The organism is Streptomyces sp. HUAS 31 (assembly GCF_028198125.1).
GTDB classification, from domain to species: Bacteria; Actinomycetota; Actinomycetes; order Streptomycetales; family Streptomycetaceae; genus Streptomyces; species Streptomyces chartreusis.
On record NZ_CP116353.1, the window covers coordinates 8,512,912 to 8,537,850 of the forward strand.

Below are 24,939 nucleotides of genomic sequence, written 5' to 3' on the forward strand. Positions count from 1 at the left end.
CAGGGTGGATTGGGTCGGTTCGAGTGCATGCACGACGAAGATCTTCAGGGCACCACGCCCACCGACGTGCCGGAGAACGGGTGGAATGCCCCGAACGGGCGACATGCGCCCCTCGAAAGGTTTGTTCACGGGGCGCGGACATGACCGCCGGGGCGCACGCGCGTGCGACGGGAGGCGTGTGGAGGCGGCGCGGTGATGCGGTGGTTCACGGCTGTGACGAGGGTGCCGTCACAGGTTCCGTAAAGAAATTTGTGCGCCGGTTGAACACCAGAGTGGCTTTCGTGCGTACCTCTTGTCGTGCGGCGGCGCAGCAGGGCGCTGCAACACCCTTGTGATTATGGGGAGTTGAAGATGAAGACCTCGTGGCGGAGCGCCTCGCTCGTGGTGAGCGCCGTGGCGGTGGCGGCGCTGACGACGGCATGCGGCTCGGAAACCGCCCCGCCGGCGAGCAGCCAGAACGTGGGTGCCACGGCCGCGGCCGGTGACTACGGAAGCGGCACCGGCCTCGGATCCGGTTACGACGCGGGCGCGGCGGGCCAGGAGGGCTCCGCCACCCAGGCCGCCTCGGCCGGTGAACTCACCGTGGCCACCAACGCGGAACTGGGCGAGTTGCTGACCGACAGCGACGGAATGACCCTCTACCGCTTCGACAAGGACGTCGCCGACCCGGCCAAGTCGAACTGTGACGGCGACTGCGCCACCAAGTGGCCGCCGGTTCCCGCGAACGACGCCAAGGCGGGCGTGGGCATCGACAAGAACCTGCTCGGCTCGGTCACCCGGACCGACGGCACCAAGCAGCTGACGATCGACGGCTGGCCCGCCTACCGTTACGCCAAGGACACCAAGGCCGGTGACGTCAACGGCCAGGGCGTGGGCGGCACTTGGTACGCACTTGCTCCCACCGGCAAGAAGGCGGAGGGCGAGGACGCCGATCTGCCCGGCCTGTCCACGCGCAAGGACTCCAAGCTCGGCGAGATCGTGATCGACAAGAACGGTCACACGGTCTACCGCTTCATGAAGGACTCACCCTGGCCGATGAAGACGGCCTGCACCGGCGAGTGCCTGGACAAGTGGCCCGTCATCGCACCGGTCGACGCCGAGGACACCGAGGGCATCGACCTGAAGGGCTCCGGTCCCCGGGGCCAGGGATACGTGGTCTTCGACCGGCCCGACGGCATCAAGCAGCAGACCATCGACTGCGTACCGATCTACACCTTCGCCGGTGACGAGAAGCCCGGCGACACCAACGGTCAGGGCGTGGGCGGCACTTGGTTCGCCATCCGCCCGGACGGCAAGCCGGTCGGCGCGCCGGGACAGTAAGGATCACACCTCCCCAGGGTTGATCGCCTCACCCGGTCGAGAAGTCCATGGAAGGGAGTCACGAGGACGCGAGAGTGCCGGACGAACGACCGGCGCGCCGACTCACCGGTCCGCCCCCTGAGCTCCACGCGCAGGGGGCGGACCGGTTTGCCTGCATTCACCGGAGTTCTTCGCCTTCTTTCACCATGGTTCGGAACTCTGTGGAATGCTTCGGATACTTTTCGTAGAGGGTGCGAGGGACGTCAATTCGGCACGTGCCGCTGGCAGTGACCGGGAACGGATGGTCAATTTCCGTTTCCGCTCGCTCCTTTGGCGGGCGATCAGTAGCCTCAGCTCGAACACTGGATCGCCTACGCCTTGGAGAGATAGATGGAGCGTCCCGCCTGGGCTCCCCGGAGCATCGACATCTCGGTGCCCAGCGTCTCGCGGATCTACGACTACTATCTGGGCGGTTCGCACAACTTCGAGGTCGACCGGGAAGCGGCCCGCAGGGCCATGGACTTCATGCCGGGCCTCCCCAAGATCATGCAGGCCAACCGGGCGTTCATGCGCCGCGCGGTGCGCTTCGCCCTCGACGAGGGCATCACCCAGTTCCTGGACATCGGCTCCGGAATCCCGACGTTCGGCAATGTCCACGAGGTGGCCCAGGCGGAACGTCCCGGCGCACGCGTGGTGTACGTCGACCACGACCCGGTCGCCGTCGCGCACAGCCAGGCGGTTCTCGCGGGCAACGACGACGCGGACATCGTTGCCGCGGATCTGCGCAAGCCCCAGGAGATCCTGTCCAGTTCCGAGGTGGAGCGGCTGATCGACCTGAACCGGCCAGTGGCGCTGCTGCTCGTTGCCATACTGCACTTCGTGGAGGACGAGGACGAACCGTACGAGGCGGTGGCCCAGCTGCGCGACGCGCTCGCGCCCGGCAGCATGCTGGTGCTCACGCATGCCTCCTACGAGGGGATTCCGCTGCCCGAGGAGCGGGCCAAGGGCACGGTCGACGTGTACAAGGACATTCGCAACCCGCTGATCATGCGTTCGCGCGAGCAGATCGCGCGGTTCTTCGAGGGGTACGACATGGTGGAACCCGGATTGGTGCCGATGCCGAGCTGGCGGTCCGACACCACACCGGATGACGAGGATCCGTGGGCCTTCTCCGGGTTCGCCGGCGTAGGGCGTACCGCGTGAGCGCGGGGCCGGACGGGCCGGAGGACAGACTGCGCCGGTTCGCGACGATCTGGAGCCGGGCGGTCTTCCCGGTGACCTCGACGTCGTCGACCCGGCCGGAGTTCGAGGAACAACTGCTGCCGCTCGCCCGGCGGTTGAGCGAGGCACTCAGAGCCAGGGCGTTCGACGCGGACGAGGGCAGGGCCGTCGGCGCCGCGTTGATCGCCTCGCACTGCACCGACCCCGAGGCGCTCAGCCGCTCGCTGGACTGCGTCGACGCCTACCTCGTGCTGTACTGCGGCGACGGCGGTGACCAGGAGGACCTGCGGGCCCGCTCCGGACGGCTCCAGCACGCCATGGCCGCCGGGTTCGCCCAGGCGCTGCGCGAGCGGACCCTCGCCGAGCAGGAGGCGATCTCCGCGGCCGCGCTCAAGGCGCAGGGCGTCGTCGCCCAGGCACTTCACGACACCGAGGCCCGCTTCCGCGCGGTCTTCGAGGGCGCGGCCATAGGAATCGGCATCGCCGACCTGACGGGCAACATACTGCAGGTCAACGGCGCCCTGCTGCGCATGTTCGGCGTCTCCGAGCAGGCCATCCGCAGCCGCAACGTCAAGGAGTGGACCCACCCCGAGGACGCGCCGCAGACCTGGAAGCTCTACGACGAACTCGTGCGCGGCGAGCGCGAGCACTACCACGTCGAAAAGGCCTTCTACCGGCCCGACGGAACGGTCCTGTGGACCAACCTCACGGTCTCCCTGCTGCGCGACGCCGACGGTGAACCCCAGTACCAGCTGGCCCTGATGGAGGACACCACAGAGCGGCGGCTGCTCAATCTGCGGCTGCGCTACGAGGCCACCCACGACGCGCTCACCGGACTGCCCAACCGCACCTTCTTCTTCGAGCGCCTGGAGAAGGCACTCGGCGCCGGGGCAGGCCAGCGGTTCGGGCTCTGCTATCTCGACCTGGACGGCTTCAAGACCGTCAACGACAGCCTCGGCCACGCGGCCGGCGACCGGCTGCTCGTCGAGGTCGCCGACCGCCTCCAGTCCTGCGCCACCGCGCCCGGCGAGATGGTCGCGCGGCTCGGCGGCGACGAGTTCGTGGCGCTGACCACCGGCCCCGACACCGAGCGCGAGGTCGACGAGCTCGCCGCCCGGATCATGAACGTCCTGGTCGCCCCGATCAGCGTCGACGGCCGCGAGCTGACCGTGCGCGGCAGCATCGGCATCGTCGAGGGCCCGGCGGGCGAACGCAGCCCGGCCGAGGTGCTGCGCAGCGCCGACATCACGATGTACCGGGCCAAGTCGGCGGGCGGCAACCGCTTCGAGCTGGCCGACGAGGAGGCCGACGCCCGCGCCATCACCCGGCACGGGCTGACCACGGCGCTGCCGACGGCCCTGGACCGGGGCGAGTTCTTCATCGAGTACCAGCCGCTGGTCCACCTCGGCGACAGCAGCGTGCGCGGCGCCGAGGCCCTGGTGCGCTGGCTCCATCCGCAGCACGGCGTCCTCGGCCCTGACCGGTTCATCCCGCTCGCCGAGCACACCGGGCTCATCGTGCCGCTCGGCCGCTGGGTTCTGGAGCAGTCGGTGCGCCAGGCCCGCGCGTGGCGGGAACGCCACGACGACGCCGGGCCGTTCCGCATCAACGTCAACCTCTCGCCGTGCCAGCTCACCCACCCCGGGCTCGTCCAGGACACCGTCGACATCCTGGAGCGCGCGGGCATGGCACCCGACGCGCTCTGCCTGGAGGTCACCGAGTCGGCCCTCATCGGCGCCGACGACGCCCTGCTCAAGCCCCTGCGGCGGCTGGCCGACATGGGCGTCGACATCGCCCTGGACGACTTCGGCACCGGCTACTCCAACCTCGCCAACCTGCGCCGGCTGCCGGTCAGCATCCTCAAGCTGGACCGCTCCTTCACCCAGAGCATGCAGCGCTTCCCGGCCGACCCCGTCGACCTCAAGATCGTCGAGGGCATCGTCTCCCTGGCGCACAGCCTGAACCTCGCGGTGACGGTGGAGGGCGTGGAGACCGGCGCCCAGGCCGAGCAGCTGCGGATACTGGGCTGCGACACGGCCCAGGGCTGGTACTACGCCCGTCCCGGCCCGCCGGAGCGCCTGCACGAGCTGGCGCTGGTGGACGCGACCGGCTGAGACACCGGCAGCCGTACGGGGCGAGCGGTTTCCCGTCCCGTGCGGCTTTCCGCCGGTCGGATAGCGTGAGAAGCATCGACGGCGGTTCGGCACGCCCGTTCGGTGAGCGGAAAGGCAGGGCCCGCCATGGCCGAAAGGCCGGTCGATCTGGATCTGCGCAAGCTGCGCTACTTCGTCGCCGTGGCCGAGCGCCGGCACTTCGGCCAGGCGGCGGTCGCCCTGCACGTCACCCAGCCCGCGCTGTCCCGGCAGGTGCGGCAGCTTGAGCACGAGCTGCGGGTGGAGCTGTTCACCCGCAGCACCCGCGACGTCGCGCTCACCCCGGCAGGTGAACAGTTCCTGCGCGACGCCAAGGCACTGCTCGCCGCCTCGGAGGCCGCCCAGGAGCGGGCCCGGCGCATCGGCGCCGGCGACAACGCCCTGATCGTCGGGTTCATGCTGGGCACGGACGTCGGCCCGGCCCTGAACGCGTTCTCGGCGCGCTTCCCCCGCGTGTCGATCGAGCTGGTCCGGCTGCGCTGGTGGAGCCAGGCACGGGCCCTGCTGGACGGCAGCGTCGACGTCGGGTTCGTACGGCCGCCCCTGGAGACCGAGGGCATCGACCTCCTGCCGCTGTACCTCGAGCACATCGCCGCCGTCCTGCCCGTCGACCATCCCCGGGCGCAGGACGCGAAGGTCGCGCTGGCCGCCCTCACCGACGAACCCGTCCTGGAGTACGCCGAGGCCACCGAGGCCTGGTCGGCGGTCTGGAACGCCGATCCGCGGCCCGACGGCACCCGGCCCGGCCACGGCCCCGCCTTCCACGACATGGAGGAACTGCTGGGCTACGTCCGCGGCGGACGCGGCATGGCCTTCGTGCCGAGTTCCGTCGCGGCCGCGTTCCCCCGGTCCGACATCGCCTACGTCCCGGTCGCCGACGCGGCGCCGGGGCAGGTGTCGCTGGCCTGGAACCCCGCGCGGCCCTCGCACCTCGTCACCAGCTTCGTCGAGACCGTGCACGCCGCCGCCCGGGTGCGTGGCACCGCGTAGACCTGCGCCGATGCCGCCCGGGCATCAATCGGGCCGCAACCGGCATTGGACGCGGCCGAAGAGGGCTCACAGACTCGGAAGTACCAGGAACTCACCGGAGTACCTCCCCCGATCCCCCTTTGGAGCCCGCGATGCGTGCTGCTGTCGCCACCGGCCCGAACCTCCCGCTGGCCCTCGACAACCTCGACATTCCCCAGCCCGCCGCCGGAGAGGTCCTCGTCAAGGTCACCGCCTGCGGAGTCTGCTTCTCCGACCTGAACCTGCTGCGTGGCCACTACCCCTTCGCCCGGTACCCCGTCGTCCCCGGCCATGAGATCACCGGCGTGGTGACCGCCGTCGGCGAGGGCGTGACCTTCCCGGAGGTCGGCACCGCGGTGGGCGCCCAGTTCCTGTACGACTCCTGCGGGCACTGCGACTACTGCGTGCGCGGTGACCAGATCCTGTGCCCCCGCAAGCGGATCACCGGCATCGTCGCCGACGGCGGCTACGCCGAGTACGCCCTGTTCAAGGCCGGCTTCGTCACCCCGCTGCCGGACGGACTCGACCCGGTGGCCGCGGCCCCGCTGATGTGCGCCGGCCTCACCGCCTTCAACGGTCTGCGGCAGGCCGGCGCGACGGCCGGTTCCCGGATCGCCGTCGTCGGCCTCGGCGGCGTCGGTGCCCTGGCCGCGCGCTACGCCGTCGCCATGGGCGCCCGCCTGGCCGTGGTGGGCCGCTCCAGGCGCGGCGAGGACCAGGCCAAGGCCCTGGGCGCGGAGCTGTTCGTCGCCACCGACGAGTCCGACCCGGCCGACGCCCTCAAGGGCTGGGACGGCGGTGCGGACGTGGTCCTGAACGCCGCCCCGTCCACCACGGCGGCCGCCGCCACCCTGGGCGGCCTCGCCCCCGACGGCACCCTGCTGCTCCTCGGCTACGGCAACGAGCCGCTCACCCTGCCCACCCCGCCCATGATCCTCAACCGGCTGCACGTGGCGGCCTCCCCGTCCGGTTCCCCGCACGACCTGCGCGACACCCTCGCCTTCTCGGCGGCCCACGGCATCCTGCCCGAGGTCACGCCGATCACCCTGGAGCAGGCCCCGGCCGCGCTCGACGCCATGGCCGACGGAACCGCCCGCGGCCGCAGCGTGATCACCTTCGGCTGACCCGCCGGATCACCCTCCCGCACCTGCTCGCAGGCCCGCACACCCGCCCAGCAAGGAGTAACGCCATGCCCTCCGTCGTCCTCGTCACGGGTGCCTCCAGCGGCTTCGGCGCCCTGACCGCCCGAGCCCTCGCCGACGCCGGACACACCGTCTACGGCGGCATACGGCAGACCACCGGCCGCAACGCCCCGGCGGTCGCCGACGCCCGGTCCTACGCCGACGAACACGGTGTCGCGCTGCGCACCGTCGAACTCGACGTCTCCAGCCAGGAATCCGTGGACGCCGGGGTCGCGCGGGTCGTGGCCGAGGCGGGCCGCGTCGACGTCGTCGTGCACAACGCCGGGCACATGGTGCTCGGCCCGACCGAGTCCTTCACGCCCGAGCAGATCGCCGAGATCTACGACACCAACGTGCTGTCCACGCAGCGTGTCAACCGCGCGGTCCTGCCCGGGATGCGCGAGCGGCGTGACGGCCTGCTGCTGTGGGTCGGCTCCTCCAGCACCTACGGCGGCACCCCGCCCTACCTCGGCCCGTACTTCGGCGCCAAGGCCGCGATGGACCACCTGGCCAAGAGCTACGCGGTCGAGCTGAGCCGCTTCGGCATCGACACGGCCATCGTGGTCCCCGGCTCCTTCACCTCGGGCACCAATCACTTCGCCCACGCGATGCACCCTGCCGACACGGCCACGGCAGAGGCGTACGACGCCTTCTACGCCGGTCTGATGGACGACGTCGGCAAGGCGCTGGCCGCCCTGTCGCCGGCGGACGCCGACGTCCGTGAGGTCGCCCGCGCCATCGTCCGCATCGTCGACACCCCGAAGGGCGAGCGGCCCTTCCGCACCACCATCGACCCGGCCGACGACGGCTCGGAGCGGGTCAGCGACGTCGCCGACACCGTCCGCGCCGACTTCTACGAGCGCATCGGCATGCCGGACCTCCTGGCCCCGCGCTCCTGACGCTCACCGCTCCAGCAGCATCCGCTGCAACTCCCGCGCGGCCCGCGGCGGCGCCACATCGCTGCGGTGGGCCAGCGCGATCGTCCGGTTCAGACCGGGCCGGGCCAGCGGGGTGACCCGCAGTCCCCGGCCCGACCGCGCCGCCACCATGCGCGGAACGACGGCGAGGCCGAGGCCCGCCCGCACGAACCCCAGCACCGCGTCCATCTCCCCGCCCTCGACCGCGAAGTCCGGCTCGAAGCCCTCGGCACGGCATGCGGCGACCGTCAGTTCCCGCAGGTCGTAGCCGTGCCGGAACATCACAAGACGCTCGCCCTCCAGATCGGCGATCCGCACGGTACGCCGGCTGCCGCCGGGCCGCGGTGCCTCGGGGGAGGAGACGACAACGAGGTCCTCGCGCAGCAGCTCCACCGTGGTCAACGCCGGGGACGGGGTCGGCAGGGGCAGCACGACCAGGGCCAGGTCGAGGGCACCGCGGGCGAGCTGCCGTACGAGATCGTGCGAGCCGCCCTCCTCGATCAGCAGCTGGATGCCCGGATAGCGGTCGTGGAAGGCGCGCAGCACGTCCGGGAGCAGGCCCGTGCACAGGCTCGGCGTCGCACCGAGGCGGACCCGGCCGCGGCGCAGCTGCACCAGCTCCTGCACCTCGTGCCGGGCGGTGTCCGCGTCGGCCAGGATGCGCCGGGCCAGCGGCAGCAGCGCCTCCCCGGCGTCCGTGAGGGAGATGTTGCCGCGCGCCCGCAGGAACAGATCCGCGCCCAACTCCCGCTCCAGCGCCTTGATCTGCTGCGACAACGAGGGCTGCGCGACATGCACCAGGTCGGCGGCCCGGGTGAAGTGCCGGGTCTCGGCGACCGCCACGAAGTACTGGAGCTGCTGGAACTGCATCCACCCATCATAGGCGTCGGCTATTGAAACGAGCCGGACCATGTCTTGGACCGATGGGGCCGTTCGGCCCTAGCGTCGTGTCCCATGGCTCTGGCAACGCGGACGGATCGACGGCCGTCCATGGCACGCACGGTGTGGGACTCCACCGTCGGCAAGAAGACCGTGATGGCGGTCAGCGGGCTGATCATGCTGCTGTACCTGGTCGTCCACATGATCGGAAACCTGAAGATCTTCTTCGGGGCGGGCGAGTTCAACCACTACGCGCACTGGCTGCGCACGGTCGGCGAGCCGTTCATGCACTACGAGTGGACGCTCTGGCTCGTCCGGATCGTGCTGGTCGTCGCAGTCGTCGCGCACGCCACCTCGGCGTACCAGCTCAGCCGCCGAGACATCAGGGCCCGCCCCAGCAAGTACGTGCACAGGAAGCCGCGGGCGAGCTACGCCACGCGCACCATGCGCTGGGGCGGCATCATCCTCGGCCTGTTCATCGTCTGGCACATCCTGGACCTGACGACCGGCACCGTGCACTCCGGCGGCTTCCAGGAGGGCCACCCGTACCAGAACGTCGTGGACACCTTCTCCACCTGGTACGGCAACGTCATCTACATCGTCGCGATGCTCGCGCTCGGCCTGCACATCCGGCACGGCTTCTGGAGCGCCGCCCAGACCCTCGGCGCCGGCAGCCGCACCCGCGACCGCGCCCTGAAGGCCACGGCCAACATCCTCGCGCTGCTGCTCACGGTCGGTTTCATCGCCGTACCCGTGGGCGTCATGACCGGATTGGTGAGCTGACATGTCTACCTACGCCGACTACACGACCGGCGAACCGGTCCTCGACGCCAAGGCCCCCGCCGGTCCCGTCAACGAGCGCTGGGACACCCGCCGCTTCGAGGCCAAGCTGGTCAACCCCGCCAACCGGCGCAAGCACACGGTGATCGTGGTCGGCACGGGCCTGGCCGGCGGTTCCGCCGGGGCCACCCTCGCCGAACAGGGCTACCACGTCGTCCAGTTCTGCTACCAGGACTCCCCGCGCCGCGCCCACTCCATCGCCGCCCAGGGCGGTATCAACGCGGCGAAGAACTACCGCAACGACGGCGACTCGATCCACCGCCTCTTCTACGACACGGTCAAGGGCGGCGACTTCCGGGCCCGTGAGTCCAACGTCCACCGGCTCGCGCAGATCTCGGTGGAGATCATCGATCAGTGCGTGGCGCAGGGCGTGCCGTTCGCCCGCGAGTACGGCGGTCTGCTCGACACCCGTTCCTTCGGCGGCGTGCAGGTCTCCCGCACGTTCTACGCCCGCGGCCAGACGGGCCAGCAGCTCCTCCTGGGCGCCTACCAGGCCCTGAGCCGGCAGATCGCGGCGGGCAACATCGAGATGCATCCCCGTACCGAGATGCTCGACCTGATCGTCATCGACGGGAAGGCGCGCGGGATCGTGGCGCGCGACCTGATCACGGGCCGTATCGACACGTACTTCGCGGACGCCGTCGTCCTCGCCAGCGGCGGCTACGGCAACGTCTTCTACCTGTCGACGAACGCCATGAACTCCAACGCCACCGCCGTCTGGCGGGCGCACCGGCGCGGCGCGTACTTCGCCAACCCCTGCTTCACGCAGATCCACCCGACCTGCATTCCGCGCACCGGCGACCACCAGTCCAAGCTGACGCTGATGAGCGAGTCGCTGCGCAACGACGGCCGGATCTGGGTGCCGAAGGCGAAGGGCGACGACCGGCCCGCGAACCGGATCCCCGAGGACGAGCGCGACTACTACCTGGAGCGCATCTACCCGTCCTTCGGCAACCTGGTGCCCCGCGACATCGCCTCCCGCGCGGCGAAGAACGTCTGCGACGAGGGCAGGGGAGTGGGCCCCGGAGGACAGGGCGTCTACCTCGACTTCGCGGATGCCATCAAGCGCATGGGCCGGGGGGCCGTCGAGGCGAAGTACGGCAACCTCTTCGACATGTACCAGCGGATCACCGACGAGGATCCGTACGAGGTGCCGATGCGCATCTACCCGGCCGTGCACTACACGATGGGCGGCCTCTGGGTGGACTACGACCTCCAGACCACCGTCCCCGGCCTGTTCGCGATCGGGGAGGCCAACTTCTCCGACCACGGCGCGAACCGGCTCGGCGCCTCCGCCCTGATGCAGGGCCTGGCCGACGGCTACTTCGTGCTGCCGGCCACCATCAACGACTACCTCGCCCGCAACCCGCACCACGAGCAGGTCACCGACGAACACCCGGTCGTCCAGGAGGTGCTGGCCGACACCCAGGACCGGCTCAACCTCCTGCTCGCCGTCGACGGGGACCGCACCCCGGACTCCTTCCACCGCGAGGTCGGCGAACTGATGTGGGAGTTCTGCGGCATGGCCCGCACGGAGACCGGACTGCGCAAGGCCCTGGAGCGCATCCCGCAGATCCGCGAGGAGTTCTGGCGCCGGATCAAGGTCCCCGGCACCGGCGAGGAGTTCAACCAGTCGCTGGAGAAGGCCAACCGCGTCGTCGACTACCTGGAGCTCGCCGAGCTGATGTGCCTCGACGCGCTGCACCGCGACGAGTCCTGCGGCGGCCACTTCCGCGAGGAGTCGCAGACGCCGGACGGCGAGGCGGCCCGCAAGGACGACGAGTTCGCCTACGCGGCGGCCTGGGAGTTCACCGACACGGGCGCCGCTCCCGTGCTGCACAAGGAAGACCTGGTCTTCGAGTACGTCCACCCCACCCAGCGGAGCTACGCATGAAGCTCACCCTGCGCGTCTGGCGGCAGAAGAACGCCGACGCCGACGGCGCCATGTCCACCTACGAGGTGGACGGCATCTCCACCGACATGTCCTTCCTGGAGATGCTCGACACCCTCAACGAGGAGCTCATCCTCAAGGGCGAGGACCCGGTCGCCTTCGACCACGACTGCCGCGAGGGCATCTGCGGCGCCTGCTCGCTCGTCATCAACGGCGACGCGCACGGGCCCGAGCGGACTACCACCTGCCAGCTGCACATGCGGTCCTTCGAGGACGGCGACACGATCGACATCGAGCCGTGGCGGGCGTCGGCATTCCCGGTGATCAAGGACCTGGTCGTGGACCGGTCCGCGTTCGACCGGATCATCCAGGCCGGCGGATACATCACGGCGCCGACCGGCGCGGCTCCCGAGGCACACGCCACGCCGGTGCCGAAGCCGGACGCCGACCTCGCGTTCGAGCACGCCGAGTGCATCGGGTGCGGGGCGTGCGTGGCGGCCTGCCCCAACGGGGCGGCGATGCTGTTCACCTCCGCCAAGATCAACCACCTGAACGTGCTGCCGCAGGGCGCGCCCGAGCGGGAGACGCGGGTGCTGGACATGGTCGCGCAGATGGACGACGAGGGATTCGGGGGATGCACGCTCACCGGCGAGTGCGCCACCGCCTGCCCCAAGGGCATCCCGCTCATGTCCATCACCAGCATGAACAAGGAGTGGCTGCGGGCTACGCGGAAGGTGAAGCGGTAGCGCCCTAGGGCCGACGGTTCGCGGGCGGCTGCGGGTGCGTCGTGGCCGATCGCGCAGTTCCCCGCGCCCCTTGGGGTGTTGCCGCCGGGGTCGGCTGTCAGGAAAAGAGACGTTCGCCGGAAGGTGCGGACGGGCGGGGTCGGGAGGTGCTCCCCGGCCCCGTCTCGCCTTTCCCGCACCCGTCAGGTGAACGGCGCCGGACCCTCCGGCTGACCGGACGGGCACCGGAATGTGGACGACCGGTACCGGTCCACGCCGTTCAACATCCGCACATCCGCGCTCCTGGCACAGGTCACGCGTACGCCAACCGGCATAGGAAGAACAGGGGCGGCACACAGCATCGCTCGCATCTGCCCGCCGCTCGCCGTCCCCGGCCCGTGACCAGGAGTAAGCCATGACCGGCGTACTGACCGTCGACCGTCCCCCGCAGCCCACGGCACCCACCCGCTACACCGTGGGACTCGCCCGCAACGAGGATGACGTGCGCGCCGCCCAGCGGCTGCGGCACGACGTCTTCGCCGGCGAGATGGGAGCCCTGCTGACCACCCCGCAGCCGGGCCACGACATCGATGCCTTCGACGCGTACTGCGACCACCTGCTCGTCCGTGAGGAGGTGTCCGGACAGGTCGTCGGCACCTACCGGCTGCTCCCGCCGGAGCGGGCCGCGGTCGCGGGCCGACTTTACTCCGAGGGCGAGTTCGACCTCACCCGGATCGACTCCCTCCGCCCGAATCTGGTCGAGGTCGGCCGCTCCTGCGTCCACCCCGACCACCGCGACGGAGCCGTGATCAGCCTCATCTGGGCCGGCATCGCCCGCTACATGGTCGACCGCGGCCACGAGTGGCTCGCCGGCTGCTGCTCGATCCCGCTCGCGGACGGTGGCACCCTCGCCGCCGCGACCTGGGACCGTGTGCAGGCCAAGCACCTGGCCCCGGAGGAGTACCGGGTACGGCCGCTGCGGCCCTGGGAGCCGACCGCCCCGGTCCCCGCCACCCGGATCGAACTGCCCGCCCTGCTGCGCGGCTACGTCCGCCTCGGCGCCTGGGTCTGCGGCGAGCCCGCGCACGACCCGGAGTTCGGGGTCGCCGACCTGTACGTGCTGCTGTCGATGCGCCGGGTCAACTCGCGCTATCTGCGGCACTTCCTCTCCCTCGTGCCGGCGTGACGGACGTGGCGGCCATGAGCACCACCTCCCTCGGTGCCGTGGGTCTCCCCGCGGCGATCGCCCCCGCGGCCGGCACCCCGGTCGCGGGCAGCACGAGGCACGCGGCCGACGCGGGAACCCTGTGGCGGCCCAGTGCTCCCTGCACCCCGCGGATCTGCATGGACGCGACAGGGCCGGCCAGGGCCGTACCTCTGGCCGCCCTGCGGATCGTGGCGGTCCTGCTCCTGCTGATCGTCGGCTGCGCGGCGATGCCGCTCGGCGGAAGGATCCCTGCCGGACAGGTCCGCCGATGGTGCCGGTGGGTGGTACGGGCCGCGGGGGTCCGGGTACGGATCGCCGGTCCCGCGGCACCCGAGGGCGGGCTGCTGCTGGTCGCCAACCACGTCTCCTGGCTGGACATCCCGCTGCTCGCCGCCGTGCGCCCGGCCCGGATGCTCGCCAAGTCGGAGATCCGTGGCTGGCCCGTCGCGGGTTGGCTGACCGCACGCAGCGGCGCCCTGTTCATCGACCGGGACCGGATTCGTGCCCTGCCGGAGACGGTGGCCCGGATCGCGGATGGGCTGCGGGCCGGCCAGGCGGTGACCGTCTTCCCCGAGGGCAGCACCTGGTGCGGCCGGGCGCAGGGCCGCTTCCGCCGCGCCGCCTTCCAGGCCGCCCTCGACGCGGGCGTCCCGGTGCAGCCGGTGCGCCTGCACTACGGCCTCGCGGACGGCGCGTCCGGCACGGCCGCCGCCTTCGTCGGCGACGACTCGCTGCTGGCGTCGGTGTGGCGCGTGGTCAGGGCACGCGAACTGGTCGCGGAGGCGGAGGTGATGGAGCCGATCGTGCCGGGCGGCCGATTCGACCGTCGCTCCCTGGCCGAGGCGGCAGAGGCGTCCGCGCTGCCGCGGGAGAGCCTGGTCCGGGTTCCCCGGCAGCAGCGCGCCGTGCCCGTCACGGGGACCGATCAGCCGGTGTCGCCGGCCCCGTCGCGCGAGCCCCTCACGGCATGACCCGGGCGAGATAGGAGGCCGTCGCGCTCCCCGTCTCCTGTGCCACCCGAGCGGGCGGACCCGCCGCCACGATGCGTCCGCCCGCGTCACCGCCGCCCGGCCCCAGGTCGATCACCCAGTCCGCGCCCGCGACCACGGACATGTCGTGCTCGACCACCACGACCGTGTGCCCGGCGTCGACCAACCCGTGCAGCTGGCGCATCAGCACCTCGACGTCGGCCGGATGCAGCCCGGTCGTCGGCTCGTCGAGGAGGTACAGCGTGTGGCCGCGCCGGCCGCGCTGCAACTCGCTGGCCAGCTTGATCCGCTGGGCCTCGCCGCCCGACAGCTCGGTGGCGGGCTGCCCCAGCCGGAGGTAGCCGAGGCCGACGTCGAGGAGGGTGGCCAGACTGCGGGCCACCGTCGCGGTGTCCGCGAAGAACTCCGCCGCGCTCTCCACCGTCAGATCCAGCACCTGCGCGATGTTCCGTCCCCGGTACGCCACTTGCAGCGTCTCCGGGTTGTAGCGGGCCCCGTCGCAGTCCGGGCACGGCGCGTACGTGCTCGGCAGGAACAGCAGCTCGACGCTGACGAACCCCTCGCCCTGACACGTCTCGCAGCGCCCTCCCGCGACATTGAACGAGAAGCGCCCGACGCCGTAACCGCGGGCCCGCGCCTCGTCGGTGGCCGCGAACACCTTGCGCACCACGTCGAAGAGGCCGGTGTAGGTGGCGAGATTGGAGCGCGGGGTCCGGCCGATCGGCTTCTGGTCGACCGACACCAGGCGCCCGACGCCGACCAGGTCCTCGGTGATCTCGCCGACGAGCGTCGACTTTCCCGAGCCCGAGACCCCTGTGACGGCGGTGAACACGCCGAGCGGGAACTCGGCGGTCACCCCGCGCAGGTTGTGCCGGGTCGCCGGCCCCACCTTCAACTGGCCGTGCGGGGCGCGTACTTGGCGTGGTGCGGCGGGGGAGTCGTCGAACAGGAAACGCGCCGTCGCCGACTCCGCCACCCCCTCCAGCTCCGCCACCGGACCGCTGTGCAGCACCCGTCCGCCGTTCTCACCGGCCCGCGGACCCACGTCGACCAGCCAGTCGGCGCCCCGCATGACGTCGAGGTGGTGCTCGACCACGAACACCGTGTTCCCGGCCGCCTTGAGCCGCGCCAGCACCCGCAGCAGGGCCTCCGTGTCCGCCGGGTGCAGTCCCGCGGACGGCTCGTCGAGGACGTACACCACACCGAAGAGCCCGGACCTGAGCTGGGTCGCGAGCCGCAGGCGCTGGAGCTCGCCCGCCGACAGGGTGGGCGTGGCCCGGTCCAGGCTGAGGTAGCCGAGGCCGAGCTCGACGACCGGCCCGATACGGGACTTGAGGTCCTCCGTGAGGACACGCGCCGTCTCCGAGGCACCGCCCTCCAGCGAACCCGCCAGCTCGGTCAGCGGCAGCGCCGCCAGCTCGGCGATCGTGCGGCCCGCGAAGGTCACCGCCAGCGCCTCGGGCCGCAGCCTGCTGCCGCCGCACGCCGGACAGGGCGCGGCTGCCAGGAACCGCTCCGCCTTCGCCCGCAGGGTCGTGCTCCTGGAGTCCGAGAACGTCTTCAGCACATACCGCCGGGCACTCATGTAGGTGCCCTGGTACGGCCGTTGGATACGGTCCGCGTCGCGCACCGGGTGCACGGTGACGACCGGCTGCTCATCGGTGAACAGGATCCACTCCCGCGCCTCGGCGGGCAGCTCACGCCAGGGCCGGTCGACGTCGTGGCCGAGCGCGTCGAGGATGTCGCGCAGGTTCTTGCCCTGCCAGGCGCCCGGCCAGGCGGCGATCGCGCCCTCCCGGATCGACAGCGCGGGATCGGGGACCAGCAACTCCTCGGTCGTACGGTGCACCTGCCCGAGCCCGTGGCACTGCGGGCACGCCCCGGCCGCAGTGTTCGGCGAGAACGAGTCCGAGTCGAGCCGCTCGGCGCCCGGCGGATAGTCGCCGGCCCGCGAGTACAGCATCCGCAGGGAGTTGGAGAGGTTGGTGACCGTGCCGACCGAGGAGCGCGACATCGGTGCGGAGCGGCGCTGCTGCAGGGACACCGCGGGCGGCAGGCCGGTGATCTCGCCGACCTTCGGCGCGCCGACCTGGTGGATCAGCCGGCGGGCGTACGGCGCGACCGACTCGAAGTAGCGGCGCTGGGCCTCGGCGTAGATCGTGCCGAAGGCGAGCGACGACTTCCCCGACCCGGACACCCCCGTGAACACGGCCAGCACATCCCGCGGAATGTCGACGTCCACGCCCTTGAGGTTGTGCTCGCGGGCGCCACGGACACGGACGTTCGGGTCGTGCGGGGAATGCATGGGGCAGACGCTCCGGAGGGTGGGCCGTCAGGGGTCGGGCAAACCCCGCGATTGTATGCGAACCAGACGCGGAGCCGGCATGAGCCACCTGTTGTTCACGACGACGTCGGCTCACCCACACCGGTCGCCCTTAGCGTCTCGCCAGTCTCTCTTCCTACCGAGGAGTATCGTGAGCGCTTCCGCTCTGAGCACTCTCACCGCCGCGCTGCTGATGGTCACGGGCGCCTCCGCCCCGCAGCCGGTCTCCGTCTCCGCGCGCGTGGAGACCCCCGCCGTGTACGACGACGAGGCGGGCGGCAACGCCGACGACCCGGCCGTCTGGGTCGACCCCCGCGACCCGGGCCGCAGCCTTGTGATCGGCACCCTGAAGGAGGCCGGCCTCGACGTCTACGACCTGGCCGGCAGGCGCCTGCAGCACATGGCCGCCCCGGCCGCGCCGGGCGAGGACGCCGCGCCGGGCCGCTTCAACAACGTCGACGTCGTGTACGGCTTCGAACTGGGCGGCAAGAAGACCGACTTGGCCCTGGTCAGCGACCGCGGCCGGGACCGCGTGCGGGCCTACGCCATCGACCCGGCGGCCGTGGCCGCGGGCCGGCCCCCGCTGCGGGACGTCACGGCGGCGAACGCCGCGCCGGTCTTCTCCGCGAGCGAGACCGAGGTGGACGACCAGCGCACCGCCTACGGCCTGGCCGCCTTCAGCGACGACGACAACGCCTACGCCGTCGTGTCGCGCCGCTCGGAGACCCGCGTACGGCTGCTGCGCCTGGAGGACCGCGGCGGGCGCGTCGGCTACCGCACCGAGGACACCCTCGACCTGCCCGGCTCCTTCACCCTGCCGAACGGCAGGAGCTGGACGCCGTGCGCCGACCCCGGCGATCACGCCCAGGTCGAGGGCATGGTCGTCGACCAGGACAAGCACGTCCTGTACGCCGCCCAGGAGGACGTCGGGCTGTGGCGCGTCGAACTCGACGACGAGGAGTTCGAGCGGCCCCGGCTCATCGACCGGGTACGGGAGTACGGCACGCCGTGGACCTATGACGCCGAGGAGGAGTGCGTCATCGACACCGCCCACGACCCCGGCTTCGGCGGTGACCACCTCAGTGCCGACGCCGAGGGCGCCGCGATCTACCACGCCGCCGACGGCAAGGGATATCTGCTCGCCTCCAGCCAGGGCGACAACACCTTCGCCGTGTACGAGCGCCAGGGCCGTAACGCCTACCTCGGCTCCTTCGCCGTCACGGACGGCGCCGCCACCGACGGCGTGCAGCACTCCGACGGCGCGACCGTGGTCAACGTCCCGCTGGGCCGGTCCTTCCCCAAGGGCCTGCTGGTCACCCACGACGGTGAGGCGACGCCCGCGGACGGCGACCGGGAGGGCACCGACTTCAAGTTCACACCCTGGGATTCGGTGGCCGGCGCGTTCCCGAAGCCGCTGACGATCGACACCAAGTCGTTCGACCCGCGCGACACGGACTGACGCACCGTCCGGCGGCCCGCCCTCACCCCTCGGCGATCCGGGCGAGCCGCCGGTAGGAGTCCAGCAGCCCCGCACGGTCGTACGTACTCGTCGTGACCAGCACCTCCTGCGCCCCGGTCTCCTTCAGCACCGTCTCCAGCTCGTGCGCGACCTGCTCCTCCGTGCCGGCGATGTGGCCGATGAGGCCGCCGTCGTAGAAGCCACGCTCCTTGCCGGTCATGGTGAGCGCCTCGACGCGCTCGGCGGGCGGCAGCGGCGGGAAGGTGCCGTGGGTGCGCGAGTGGGCCATCGACCAGGCCTCCGGCACGAGCAGCCGCCGGGCCTCCTCGGGCGTGCCGGCCACCGCGATCGTGCCGGAGATCACGACGTACGGCTCGCCCGCCCACGCGGAGGGCCGGAAGTGGTCGCGGTAGTGGTCGATGCCGCGCCGCATCTTCTCCCGGTTGCGCAGATCACCGATCACCATCGGCAGGCCCGCGCGGGCCGCGATGTCCGCGCCCTCGCCCATGGCCAGCACGAACGGCGGCACGGTCAGCCCCTCGGCGGGCCGCGCGTGCACCCCCGTCGGAGAGGTGCCGCGGAACCAGCCGAGCAGCTCCTGGATCTGCGCCGCGAAGTCCTCGGCGTCCCCCTTGTCCCGGCCCAGCGCCTTGCGCACGCCGTCGGTGAAGCCCACGGACCGCCCGAGGCCCATGTCGACGCGGCCGGGGAAGAGGGACTCCAGCACCCCGAACTGCTCGGCCACTATCAGCGGTCGGTGGTTGGGCAGCATCACCCCGCCGGTGCCGACCCGGATGGCGTGCGTCGCACCGGCCACGGCGGCGGCGAGCACCGTCGGCGCGGAACCAGCGACGCCGGGCACGCCGTGGTGCTCCGAGACCCAGAACCGGTGGTAGCCGAGCGCCTCGACCTCCCGCGCCAGGCTCACGGTGTCGCGCAGCGCCTCCGCGTTCGTGTGGCCCTCGCGGGTGCGGGAGCGGTCGAGGACGGAGAAGCGGGTCGCGGCGATCACGGAGCTCATACAGGCTTCAACACCCGGGAGGCTCCAGGATTCCTCGGCGGTGGTTCGCGGTGGTTCTCAGGGCGCGATGTTGTGGTTCAGGCGGAACAGGTTGCCCGGGTCGTAACGCCGTTTGAGGTCGCGCAGACGGTCGTGGTTCGTGCGGTAGTTGGCCCTTACGCGGTCCTGGTCGTCGGCGTCCATGAAGTTCACGTAGCCGCCCTCCAGGGAGTGCGGTTCCAGCCCCCGGTGGTAGGCGCGCACCCAGTCCTTCTGGGCCTCGCAGTCCTCGCGGGTGGCGAGCGTCGGGCTGAGCGCGATCGCGTAGTCGGCGTCCCGGTAGGAGAAGGCGGTCTCCTCCGGTCCGACCCGGTGGCAGGCGCCGTCGATCGGGAAGACCACCGTCACGCTCTGGATGGACGGGGTGGTCGCGCCGTACTCGACCAGGGTGTCGACGACTCCGTCGGGCAGGCTCTGGGTGAAGGAGCCCTTCCAGTAGTGGTACAGCCCGGCCGGCACAAGGTCGTCGAAGAGGGTGTTGATCACGGGGTAGGGCATGCGTTCCAGGTGCCGGCCCAGGACCGGTCCGAGCGCCGAGACCCGCTCGCGGATACGGTCGTCCTCCTCCCGCGACCCGGTCCAGCAGGTGACCATGCCGCACACCGGACGCCCGTGCCAGCGCTCCGGCAGGAACGGCACCGGCGGTCCGAGGCCCACGACGAAGACGGCCCCGAGCCGTTCGTCCGCCTCGGCGACCAGCTCCCGGTACCCGCGGATCACGTCGGCGTCGAGCGGGAAGAAGGTCGGCCCGCCGAGGATGTCGGCGATCGGGTGCAGCCGGTAGGCGAAGGACGTCACGACGCCGAAGTTGCCGCCGCCCCCGCGCACGGCCCACATCAGGTCGTCGTGCTGCTCGTCCGTGCAGGTCACGAATGATCCGTCGGCCGTCACCAGGTCGACCGAGACGAGGTTGTCGCAGGCCAGACCGCAGCGCCGGGCCAGATGGCCGAGGCCGCCACCGGTCGTCAGACCGCCCACGCCGGTGGTGGAGACGATCCCGCCGGTGGTGGCCAGCCCGAACGCGTGGGTGGCGTGGTTGACGTCCGCCCAGGTGCAGCCGCCCTCCACCCACGCCGTGCGGGTGTCGGGATCGACGCGGATGCCGCGCATCAGGCCGAGATCGAGTACGACGCCGCCGTCGCAGGTGCCGTAGCCGGGCACGCTGTGGCTGCCGCCGCGCACGGCGAGCGGCACGCCCTGCTCGCGGGCGAAGTCGACGGTGGCCATGACATCGCCGGTGTCGACGGCCCGCACGATGATCGCCGGCCGCCTGTCGTGCATGGCGTTGTAGACCTTGCGGGCCTCGTCGTAGACCGGATCGCCTGGCTCCACGACGGTCCCGCGCACCGCTCCGCGCAGCCGGTCCAGCAGCCGCTCGTCGAGCGTGGGTGTGTAGGTGGCCATGACCCCACCTGCTTTCCGCTCCTGGTAGGGAAGGGGTACCCCTCCGGTCTACGCCGCGGTGGCGCCGGCCTCATCGCCGGAATCGCCCATCGCCGGCGGACCGATATGGGCAGAACGGCCCATCGGCGGGTGTCGGGCGAGGCCGTGCCGGTGGACGGTCATCGGGCGCGGGCGGGCCGGTGGACGGTTATCGGGCGCGGGCGGGCCGGTGGAGGGGCTCAGGCGAGGCCGTGCCGGAAGGCGTACGCCGTCGCCGCGGCCCGCGAGGACACGTCGAGCTTGGCGAAGATGTTGTTCAGATGCCGGGCCACGGTGTGCTCGCTGATCACCAGCTCAGCGGCGACGGCCCGGTTCGTGCGGCCCGCCGCGACCAGCCGCAGCACCTGGATCTCCCGCTCGGTGAGCCCGCCGGGCCGCCGTCGGCGTACGTCGGCGAGCAGGGCCGCGGCCCGGCGGGCGTCCGGTGCGGCACCGAGCCGGCGGAACTCCTGCTCAGCGGCCCGCAGTTCCATCCGCGCCCCCTCGGTGTCCCCGGCGGCCCGGTCGGCGGCGGCCAGGGTCATCCGCACCTGGGCCGCCTCGTACGGCACCCGCAGCTCCAGCCACAGGGCCAGCGCGCGGCGCAGCCGTGGCAGCGCACGGTCGAGGTCACGGGCGGCGAACGCCACCGCCCCGGCGCCCGCCGCGGCGCTCGCGTGCAGCGGGGTCGCCTGCGAGCCGCACCGGCGCTGCCAGTCCCGGGCCAGGGTCCGCAGCCGCTCGGCGGCGGTGCGCGCCTCGGGCGTGCGGCCCAGCGCGAGACCGACCTCGACCTGGGCCGCGAGCAGACAGCACCGGTCGAGTCCGCCGGCCTCGGCCGTGTCGGCGAGCGCGAGCCGCAGGGTCGCCGCCGACGCGTCGGCCTTCCCCTGGGCCAGCCGCAGCAGCGCGAGTCCGGGCTGCGGGTCCCGGCCGAGTTCGTGGGCCCGGTCGTACGACTCCTCGGCCGCCGTGAGCTCACCGCGCCGCCGCTGGATCTGGCCGACCAGATAGACCGCCTCGGCGGCCGTCCGCCGCTCGTACGGCAGCAGTTCCGCACAGGTCCGCTCGGCCTCGGCCAGCGCCTCGGACCAGTTGCCGCGCAGCTCCAGCACCTGCACGCGGTGCACCCGGCACAGTCCGCGGAAGTTGTTCTCGGCCGGCATCGCCGCGCACCACCGCATGGCCGCGTCGGTCCACTCGGCGGCGCGTTCCAGGTCGACGCAGGCCATGGACTGCTGGAGGCCCAGGCAGTAGACCCAGCCGGTGAAGAAGGAGCTGAGCTCGCCCGCCATGGCCGCGCACATCGCCTCGTCCAGCAGATCGAGCCCTTCGCCGACGCGGCCCTGGGCCACCAGCACACCCGACTGCGCCTGCACGCCCATGGCCAGCAGATCCGGGCTGCCGCCCCGCCGGGCGACCGCGGCCATGTGCCGGGCCGCCGTCATCGCCTCGTCGAAGGCGCCGCGCCGCTGCGCGTCCTCCGTGTCGACCCAGGCGAGATAGCACTGCTCGACACATTCCGGCTGGCCGTGCAGCTGCCGCCGCGCCCGGCGCAGCCAACCGGCGGCCAGGGCGGCGCGCCCCGCCATCTGGTGCTCGTAGAAGAGGAGCCAGGCCATGTGCCCGGCCCGCCGGGCCGTACCCGCCGCGACATAACCGGCGTAGGCCCGCATGCGGTGGACGATCGACTCCTCGATCCGGCTCGTCCACCAGGCGGCGTCGGCGAACGCGGCGCAGTCGTCGGCGGTGAGACGGGCGGTGTCCAGGCCGTCCAGCAGCCGGTACGCCTCGGCCCAGGACTCACGCGCGACGGCGTCCCTGGCCTGCCGCAGGGTGTCCGCGGCCGCCCTGTCGATCGTCCGTTCGGTCACCCGCGGCTCCCTCCTCGCGCTCGGAGAGCAGAACCGGCCCCCACCAGAATAGGCAGGACGGGCGCCGCCTGGTCATGGTCAGTCCTCGGGGCGCAGCAGCCCGCGTTCGTACGCCTTCACCAGGTGCTGCGGCACGAGGTGGCGTACGCCGTCGATCGTCACGGGGACCAGCGACGGCGTGGCGGCCTTCCACTGCGCGCGGCGGTGGCGGGTGTTGCTGCGGGACATCTTCCGCTTGGGAACGGCCATGGGGACATCCTCGGTGAGCTCGGTGAAGGAACACCGAGGACGCTACATGAAAATGGATCCCATTAACAATTACTCCTTGGTGCCCACCAGCATCCTCACCTCGAACTCCTTGTACGCCGTGTCGTCCCGCGGTTGCCGCCGTTCGCCGAGGACCGTGCCGAGCCAGCCGAGCAGGAAGCCCGCCGGGATGGAGACGATGCCCGGGTTCTGGAGCGGGAACCAGGCGAAGTCGGAGTCCGGGTAGAACGAGCCCGGCGTGGCGGAGACCACCGGCGAGAACAGCACCAGCAGTACCGAGCAGACCAGGCCGCCGCAGAGGCTGAGCAGCGCTCCCTCGCCCGTGAAGCGGCGCCAGAAGAGGGTGTAGACGATCGTCGGCAGGATCGCGGACGCCGCGATGGCGAACGCGAGGAACGCGAGCGTCGCGGTGTTGGCACCCCAGGAGACGAGTGCGAGCAGCATCGCCAGGACGCCGATGACGACCGCGGACAGCCGGGCCACCGTCAGCTCCTCGGTCTCGCTCGCGCGCCCCCTGCGGATCACCTCGCCGTACACGTCGTGGGCGAGCGAGGAGGCGGCGGCAAGGGTGAGGCCGGCCGCGACCGCGAGCAGGGTGACGAAGGCGAGGCAGGACAGCAGGGCCGTGAGGATCCCGCCGCCCAGTGCGTTGGCGAGCAGCAGGACGGCCGCGTCGCCCTTGTGGTCGGTCTCGGCGATGGTCTCCCGGCCGACGACGGCCGTGGCGCCGAGGCCCAGGATCCCGGCCGCGAGGCAGACCAGGCCCACCAGCCCCACCGCCCATACGAGGGAGGAGCGCAGCACGTCGACCTTGCGCGGGGCGAGCAGACGCATCAGGACGTGGGGGAGCGCGGCGAGGCCGAGGACGATCGCCAGTTCCAGGCTGAAGAAATCGAGCTTGCTGGTGGTGCTCGCGCCGTAGCGAAGCCCCGGTTCGAGGAAACGGGCGCCGGTCCCGCTGTGGTCGGCGGCCGCGGACAGCAGGGTGCCCGGGTTCCAGTCGTAGCGGTGCAGGACCATGACGGCGGTGACCGTCACGCCGGCCAGCAGCATGACGGCCTTGATGATCTGGATGACCGTGGCGCCGGGCATGCCGCCGATGGCCGCGTACACGATCACGACGGTGCCGATCACGATCACGCACAGGGTGCGGGTGGCGGGGCTGGGTTCACCGGTGAACTGGGTCAGCAGGGCGATGCTGCCGACGAGCTGGGCGACGAGGTAGAGGGTCGTGATGACCAGCGTGCACAGGGCGAGGGCGAGCCGCGCCGGCCGTTGCAGCCGGGTCAGGCGCAGCGCCAGCGTGTCGCCGAGCGTGAACCTGCCCGCGCGGCGCAGGGGTTCGGCGATCAGCAGCAGCACCGTCATCCAGGCGACCACCGTGCCGCCGAGGTACAGCAGGCCGTCGTAGCCGGTGAGGGCGACCAGGCCGGTGCTGCCGAGCAGGGTCGCGGCCGACACGTAGTCGCCGCACATCGCGAGGCCGTTGCGCAGCGGGGACATGGTGCGGTTGCCGAGGTAGAACTCGCTGATCTCGTCGCGCTGCGGGGCCGTCAGCAGCGCCATGAACAGCGTGACCACGACCACCGACAGGAACAGCACGAACGTCAGTTGCAGGCTGAACCGGTCGACGATGCCTTGGGACACGGTCACCACGTGCGGTACCCCCTGGTGCCGGGACGGACGGTCCGCTCGGGCTCGCCGCGCCCGGCGGGTGCGCGGAGCTGCGCCGTCTCGTGCTGGTGCAGGCGTGAGCCGAGGCCGCGGGCGATCGGGTCGACCCGGGTGCGCATGTGGCGCCGGTACCACCAGGCCGTCAGGCCCATCACGACGAACTGCCCGAGTCCGATGGCCAGGCCGAGGGTGAGGTCACCGGTCAGGCGCTGGTTCACCAGGCCGGGAACGGAGTGCGACAGCAGGACGTACAACAGGAATCCGCCGACCGACAGGAGTGTCGCGCGGACACCGAACCTGCGCTGGGTGCGGCGCAGGGAGTGGAATTCGGGATCTTCGGATATGCGGGTGAGCGGCGCCGGTTCGTTTTTCGGCGAACCGTATGTGAGGGAATTGTCGTGCCAAGGTGAAAACTCGGGCACAGGCGCACCTTCTTCGCTGCGTCATGCCGAACGCACTGCTGAGTGCGGGCTTGTTGGGGGACGCTCGACGGGGAGAGTGGGGGACGGGCGGGGCTGCGAAAGCCGGAAGCCGGAGTATGTCAGCGGCC

20 protein-coding genes are annotated in these 24,939 nt (G+C 71.6%); 12 read left to right on the forward strand and 8 right to left on the reverse strand.

Going from position 1 to position 24,939, the window contains the following annotated elements; translation table 11 throughout:
• The first annotated feature begins 351 nt into the window (after positions 1 to 351).
• From PGH47_RS37705 to PGH47_RS37730, 6 genes are all read left to right on the forward strand, one after another.
• Positions 352 to 1,320, forward strand: coding sequence for an SCO0930 family lipoprotein (locus PGH47_RS37705; protein ID WP_271667166.1), 969 nt, complete (start codon positions 352 to 354; stop codon positions 1,318 to 1,320).
• A 369-nt stretch (positions 1,321 to 1,689) separates the two neighbouring features.
• Positions 1,690 to 2,502 (forward strand): SAM-dependent methyltransferase, encoded by an 813-nt coding sequence (locus PGH47_RS37710; RefSeq protein ID WP_271667167.1) that lies wholly within the window; start codon positions 1,690 to 1,692, stop codon positions 2,500 to 2,502.
• A complete protein-coding gene (locus tag PGH47_RS37715) occupies positions 2,499 to 4,634 on the forward strand; it encodes a putative bifunctional diguanylate cyclase/phosphodiesterase (protein ID WP_271667168.1) in 2,136 nt (711 codons plus the stop codon). The genes PGH47_RS37710 and PGH47_RS37715 overlap by 4 nt, the downstream gene beginning before the upstream one ends.
• A 126-nt stretch (positions 4,635 to 4,760) precedes the next feature.
• Positions 4,761 to 5,663, forward strand: coding sequence for a LysR family transcriptional regulator (locus tag PGH47_RS37720; protein WP_271667169.1), 903 nt, complete (start codon positions 4,761 to 4,763; stop codon positions 5,661 to 5,663).
• A 131-nt stretch (positions 5,664 to 5,794) separates the two neighbouring features.
• Complete coding sequence (locus PGH47_RS37725) at positions 5,795 to 6,805, forward strand: alcohol dehydrogenase catalytic domain-containing protein (RefSeq protein ID WP_271667170.1); 1,011 nt, start codon at positions 5,795 to 5,797, stop codon at positions 6,803 to 6,805.
• A gap of 65 nt (positions 6,806 to 6,870) precedes the next feature.
• Positions 6,871 to 7,761, forward strand: a complete 891-nt coding sequence (locus tag PGH47_RS37730; protein ID WP_271667171.1) for an SDR family oxidoreductase — start codon at positions 6,871 to 6,873, stop codon at positions 7,759 to 7,761.
• A gap of 3 nt (positions 7,762 to 7,764) precedes the next feature.
• Here the strand turns inward: PGH47_RS37730 and PGH47_RS37735 are convergent, their stop codons facing one another.
• Complete coding sequence (locus tag PGH47_RS37735) at positions 7,765 to 8,649, reverse strand: LysR family transcriptional regulator (RefSeq protein WP_107908505.1); 885 nt, start codon at positions 8,647 to 8,649, stop codon at positions 7,765 to 7,767.
• A 120-nt stretch (positions 8,650 to 8,769) separates the two neighbouring features.
• On the opposite strand from PGH47_RS37735, the gene PGH47_RS37740 reads away from it, so the two are divergent.
• From PGH47_RS37740 to PGH47_RS37760, 5 genes are all read left to right on the forward strand, one after another.
• On the forward strand, positions 8,770 to 9,441 hold the full coding sequence (locus tag PGH47_RS37740; protein WP_271667172.1) for a succinate dehydrogenase: 672 nt from the start codon (positions 8,770 to 8,772) through the stop codon (positions 9,439 to 9,441).
• A gap of 1 nt (position 9,442) precedes the next feature.
• Entirely contained in the window at positions 9,443 to 11,392 is a 1,950-nt protein-coding gene (locus PGH47_RS37745; protein ID WP_271667173.1) for a fumarate reductase/succinate dehydrogenase flavoprotein subunit, read from the forward strand.
• The gene (locus PGH47_RS37750) at positions 11,389 to 12,135 is read left to right on the forward strand and encodes a succinate dehydrogenase/fumarate reductase iron-sulfur subunit (protein ID WP_269641562.1); all 747 of its coding nucleotides are present in this window, start codon (positions 11,389 to 11,391) and stop codon (positions 12,133 to 12,135) included. Before PGH47_RS37745 ends, PGH47_RS37750 begins: the two co-directional genes overlap by 4 nt.
• Before the next feature lie 394 nt (positions 12,136 to 12,529).
• Positions 12,530 to 13,300, forward strand: a complete 771-nt coding sequence (locus PGH47_RS37755; RefSeq protein ID WP_125527745.1) for a GNAT family N-acetyltransferase — start codon at positions 12,530 to 12,532, stop codon at positions 13,298 to 13,300.
• A 158-nt stretch (positions 13,301 to 13,458) separates the two neighbouring features.
• A complete protein-coding gene (locus PGH47_RS37760) occupies positions 13,459 to 14,292 on the forward strand; it encodes a lysophospholipid acyltransferase family protein (protein WP_271668246.1) in 834 nt (277 codons plus the stop codon).
• Here PGH47_RS37760 and PGH47_RS37765 read toward each other — a convergent pair.
• A complete protein-coding gene (locus PGH47_RS37765; protein WP_271667174.1) occupies positions 14,282 to 16,615 on the reverse strand; it encodes an excinuclease ABC subunit UvrA in 2,334 nt (777 codons plus the stop codon). The genes PGH47_RS37760 and PGH47_RS37765 overlap by 11 nt on opposite strands.
• A gap of 169 nt (positions 16,616 to 16,784) precedes the next feature.
• On the opposite strand from PGH47_RS37765, the gene PGH47_RS37770 reads away from it, so the two are divergent.
• Positions 16,785 to 18,092, forward strand: coding sequence for a phytase (locus PGH47_RS37770; RefSeq protein WP_271667175.1), 1,308 nt, complete (start codon positions 16,785 to 16,787; stop codon positions 18,090 to 18,092).
• 22 nt (positions 18,093 to 18,114) lie between these two features.
• On the opposite strand, the gene PGH47_RS37775 is transcribed toward PGH47_RS37770, so the two are convergent.
• The 6 genes from PGH47_RS37775 to PGH47_RS37800 all read right to left on the reverse strand — a co-directional run bounded on the left by PGH47_RS37775 (position 18,115) and on the right by PGH47_RS37800 (position 24,811).
• Entirely contained in the window at positions 18,115 to 19,113 is a 999-nt protein-coding gene (locus PGH47_RS37775; protein ID WP_271667176.1) for an LLM class flavin-dependent oxidoreductase, read from the reverse strand.
• 57 nt (positions 19,114 to 19,170) lie between these two features.
• Complete coding sequence (locus tag PGH47_RS37780) at positions 19,171 to 20,556, reverse strand: FAD-binding oxidoreductase (RefSeq protein ID WP_271667177.1); 1,386 nt, start codon at positions 20,554 to 20,556, stop codon at positions 19,171 to 19,173.
• Between the two features lie 218 nt (positions 20,557 to 20,774).
• Entirely contained in the window at positions 20,775 to 22,448 is a 1,674-nt protein-coding gene (locus PGH47_RS37785) for a LuxR family transcriptional regulator (protein WP_271667178.1), read from the reverse strand.
• A gap of 78 nt (positions 22,449 to 22,526) precedes the next feature.
• Complete coding sequence (gene rpmF, locus PGH47_RS37790; RefSeq protein WP_107908778.1) at positions 22,527 to 22,697, reverse strand: 50S ribosomal protein L32; 171 nt, start codon at positions 22,695 to 22,697, stop codon at positions 22,527 to 22,529.
• Between the two features lie 69 nt (positions 22,698 to 22,766).
• On the reverse strand, positions 22,767 to 24,371 hold the full coding sequence (locus PGH47_RS37795; protein WP_271667179.1) for a sodium/solute symporter: 1,605 nt from the start codon (positions 24,369 to 24,371) through the stop codon (positions 22,767 to 22,769).
• The gene (locus PGH47_RS37800; RefSeq protein WP_271667180.1) at positions 24,365 to 24,811 is read right to left on the reverse strand and encodes a DUF485 domain-containing protein; all 447 of its coding nucleotides are present in this window, start codon (positions 24,809 to 24,811) and stop codon (positions 24,365 to 24,367) included. Before PGH47_RS37800 ends, PGH47_RS37795 begins: the two co-directional genes overlap by 7 nt.
• Positions 24,812 to 24,939 lie beyond the last annotated feature (128 nt).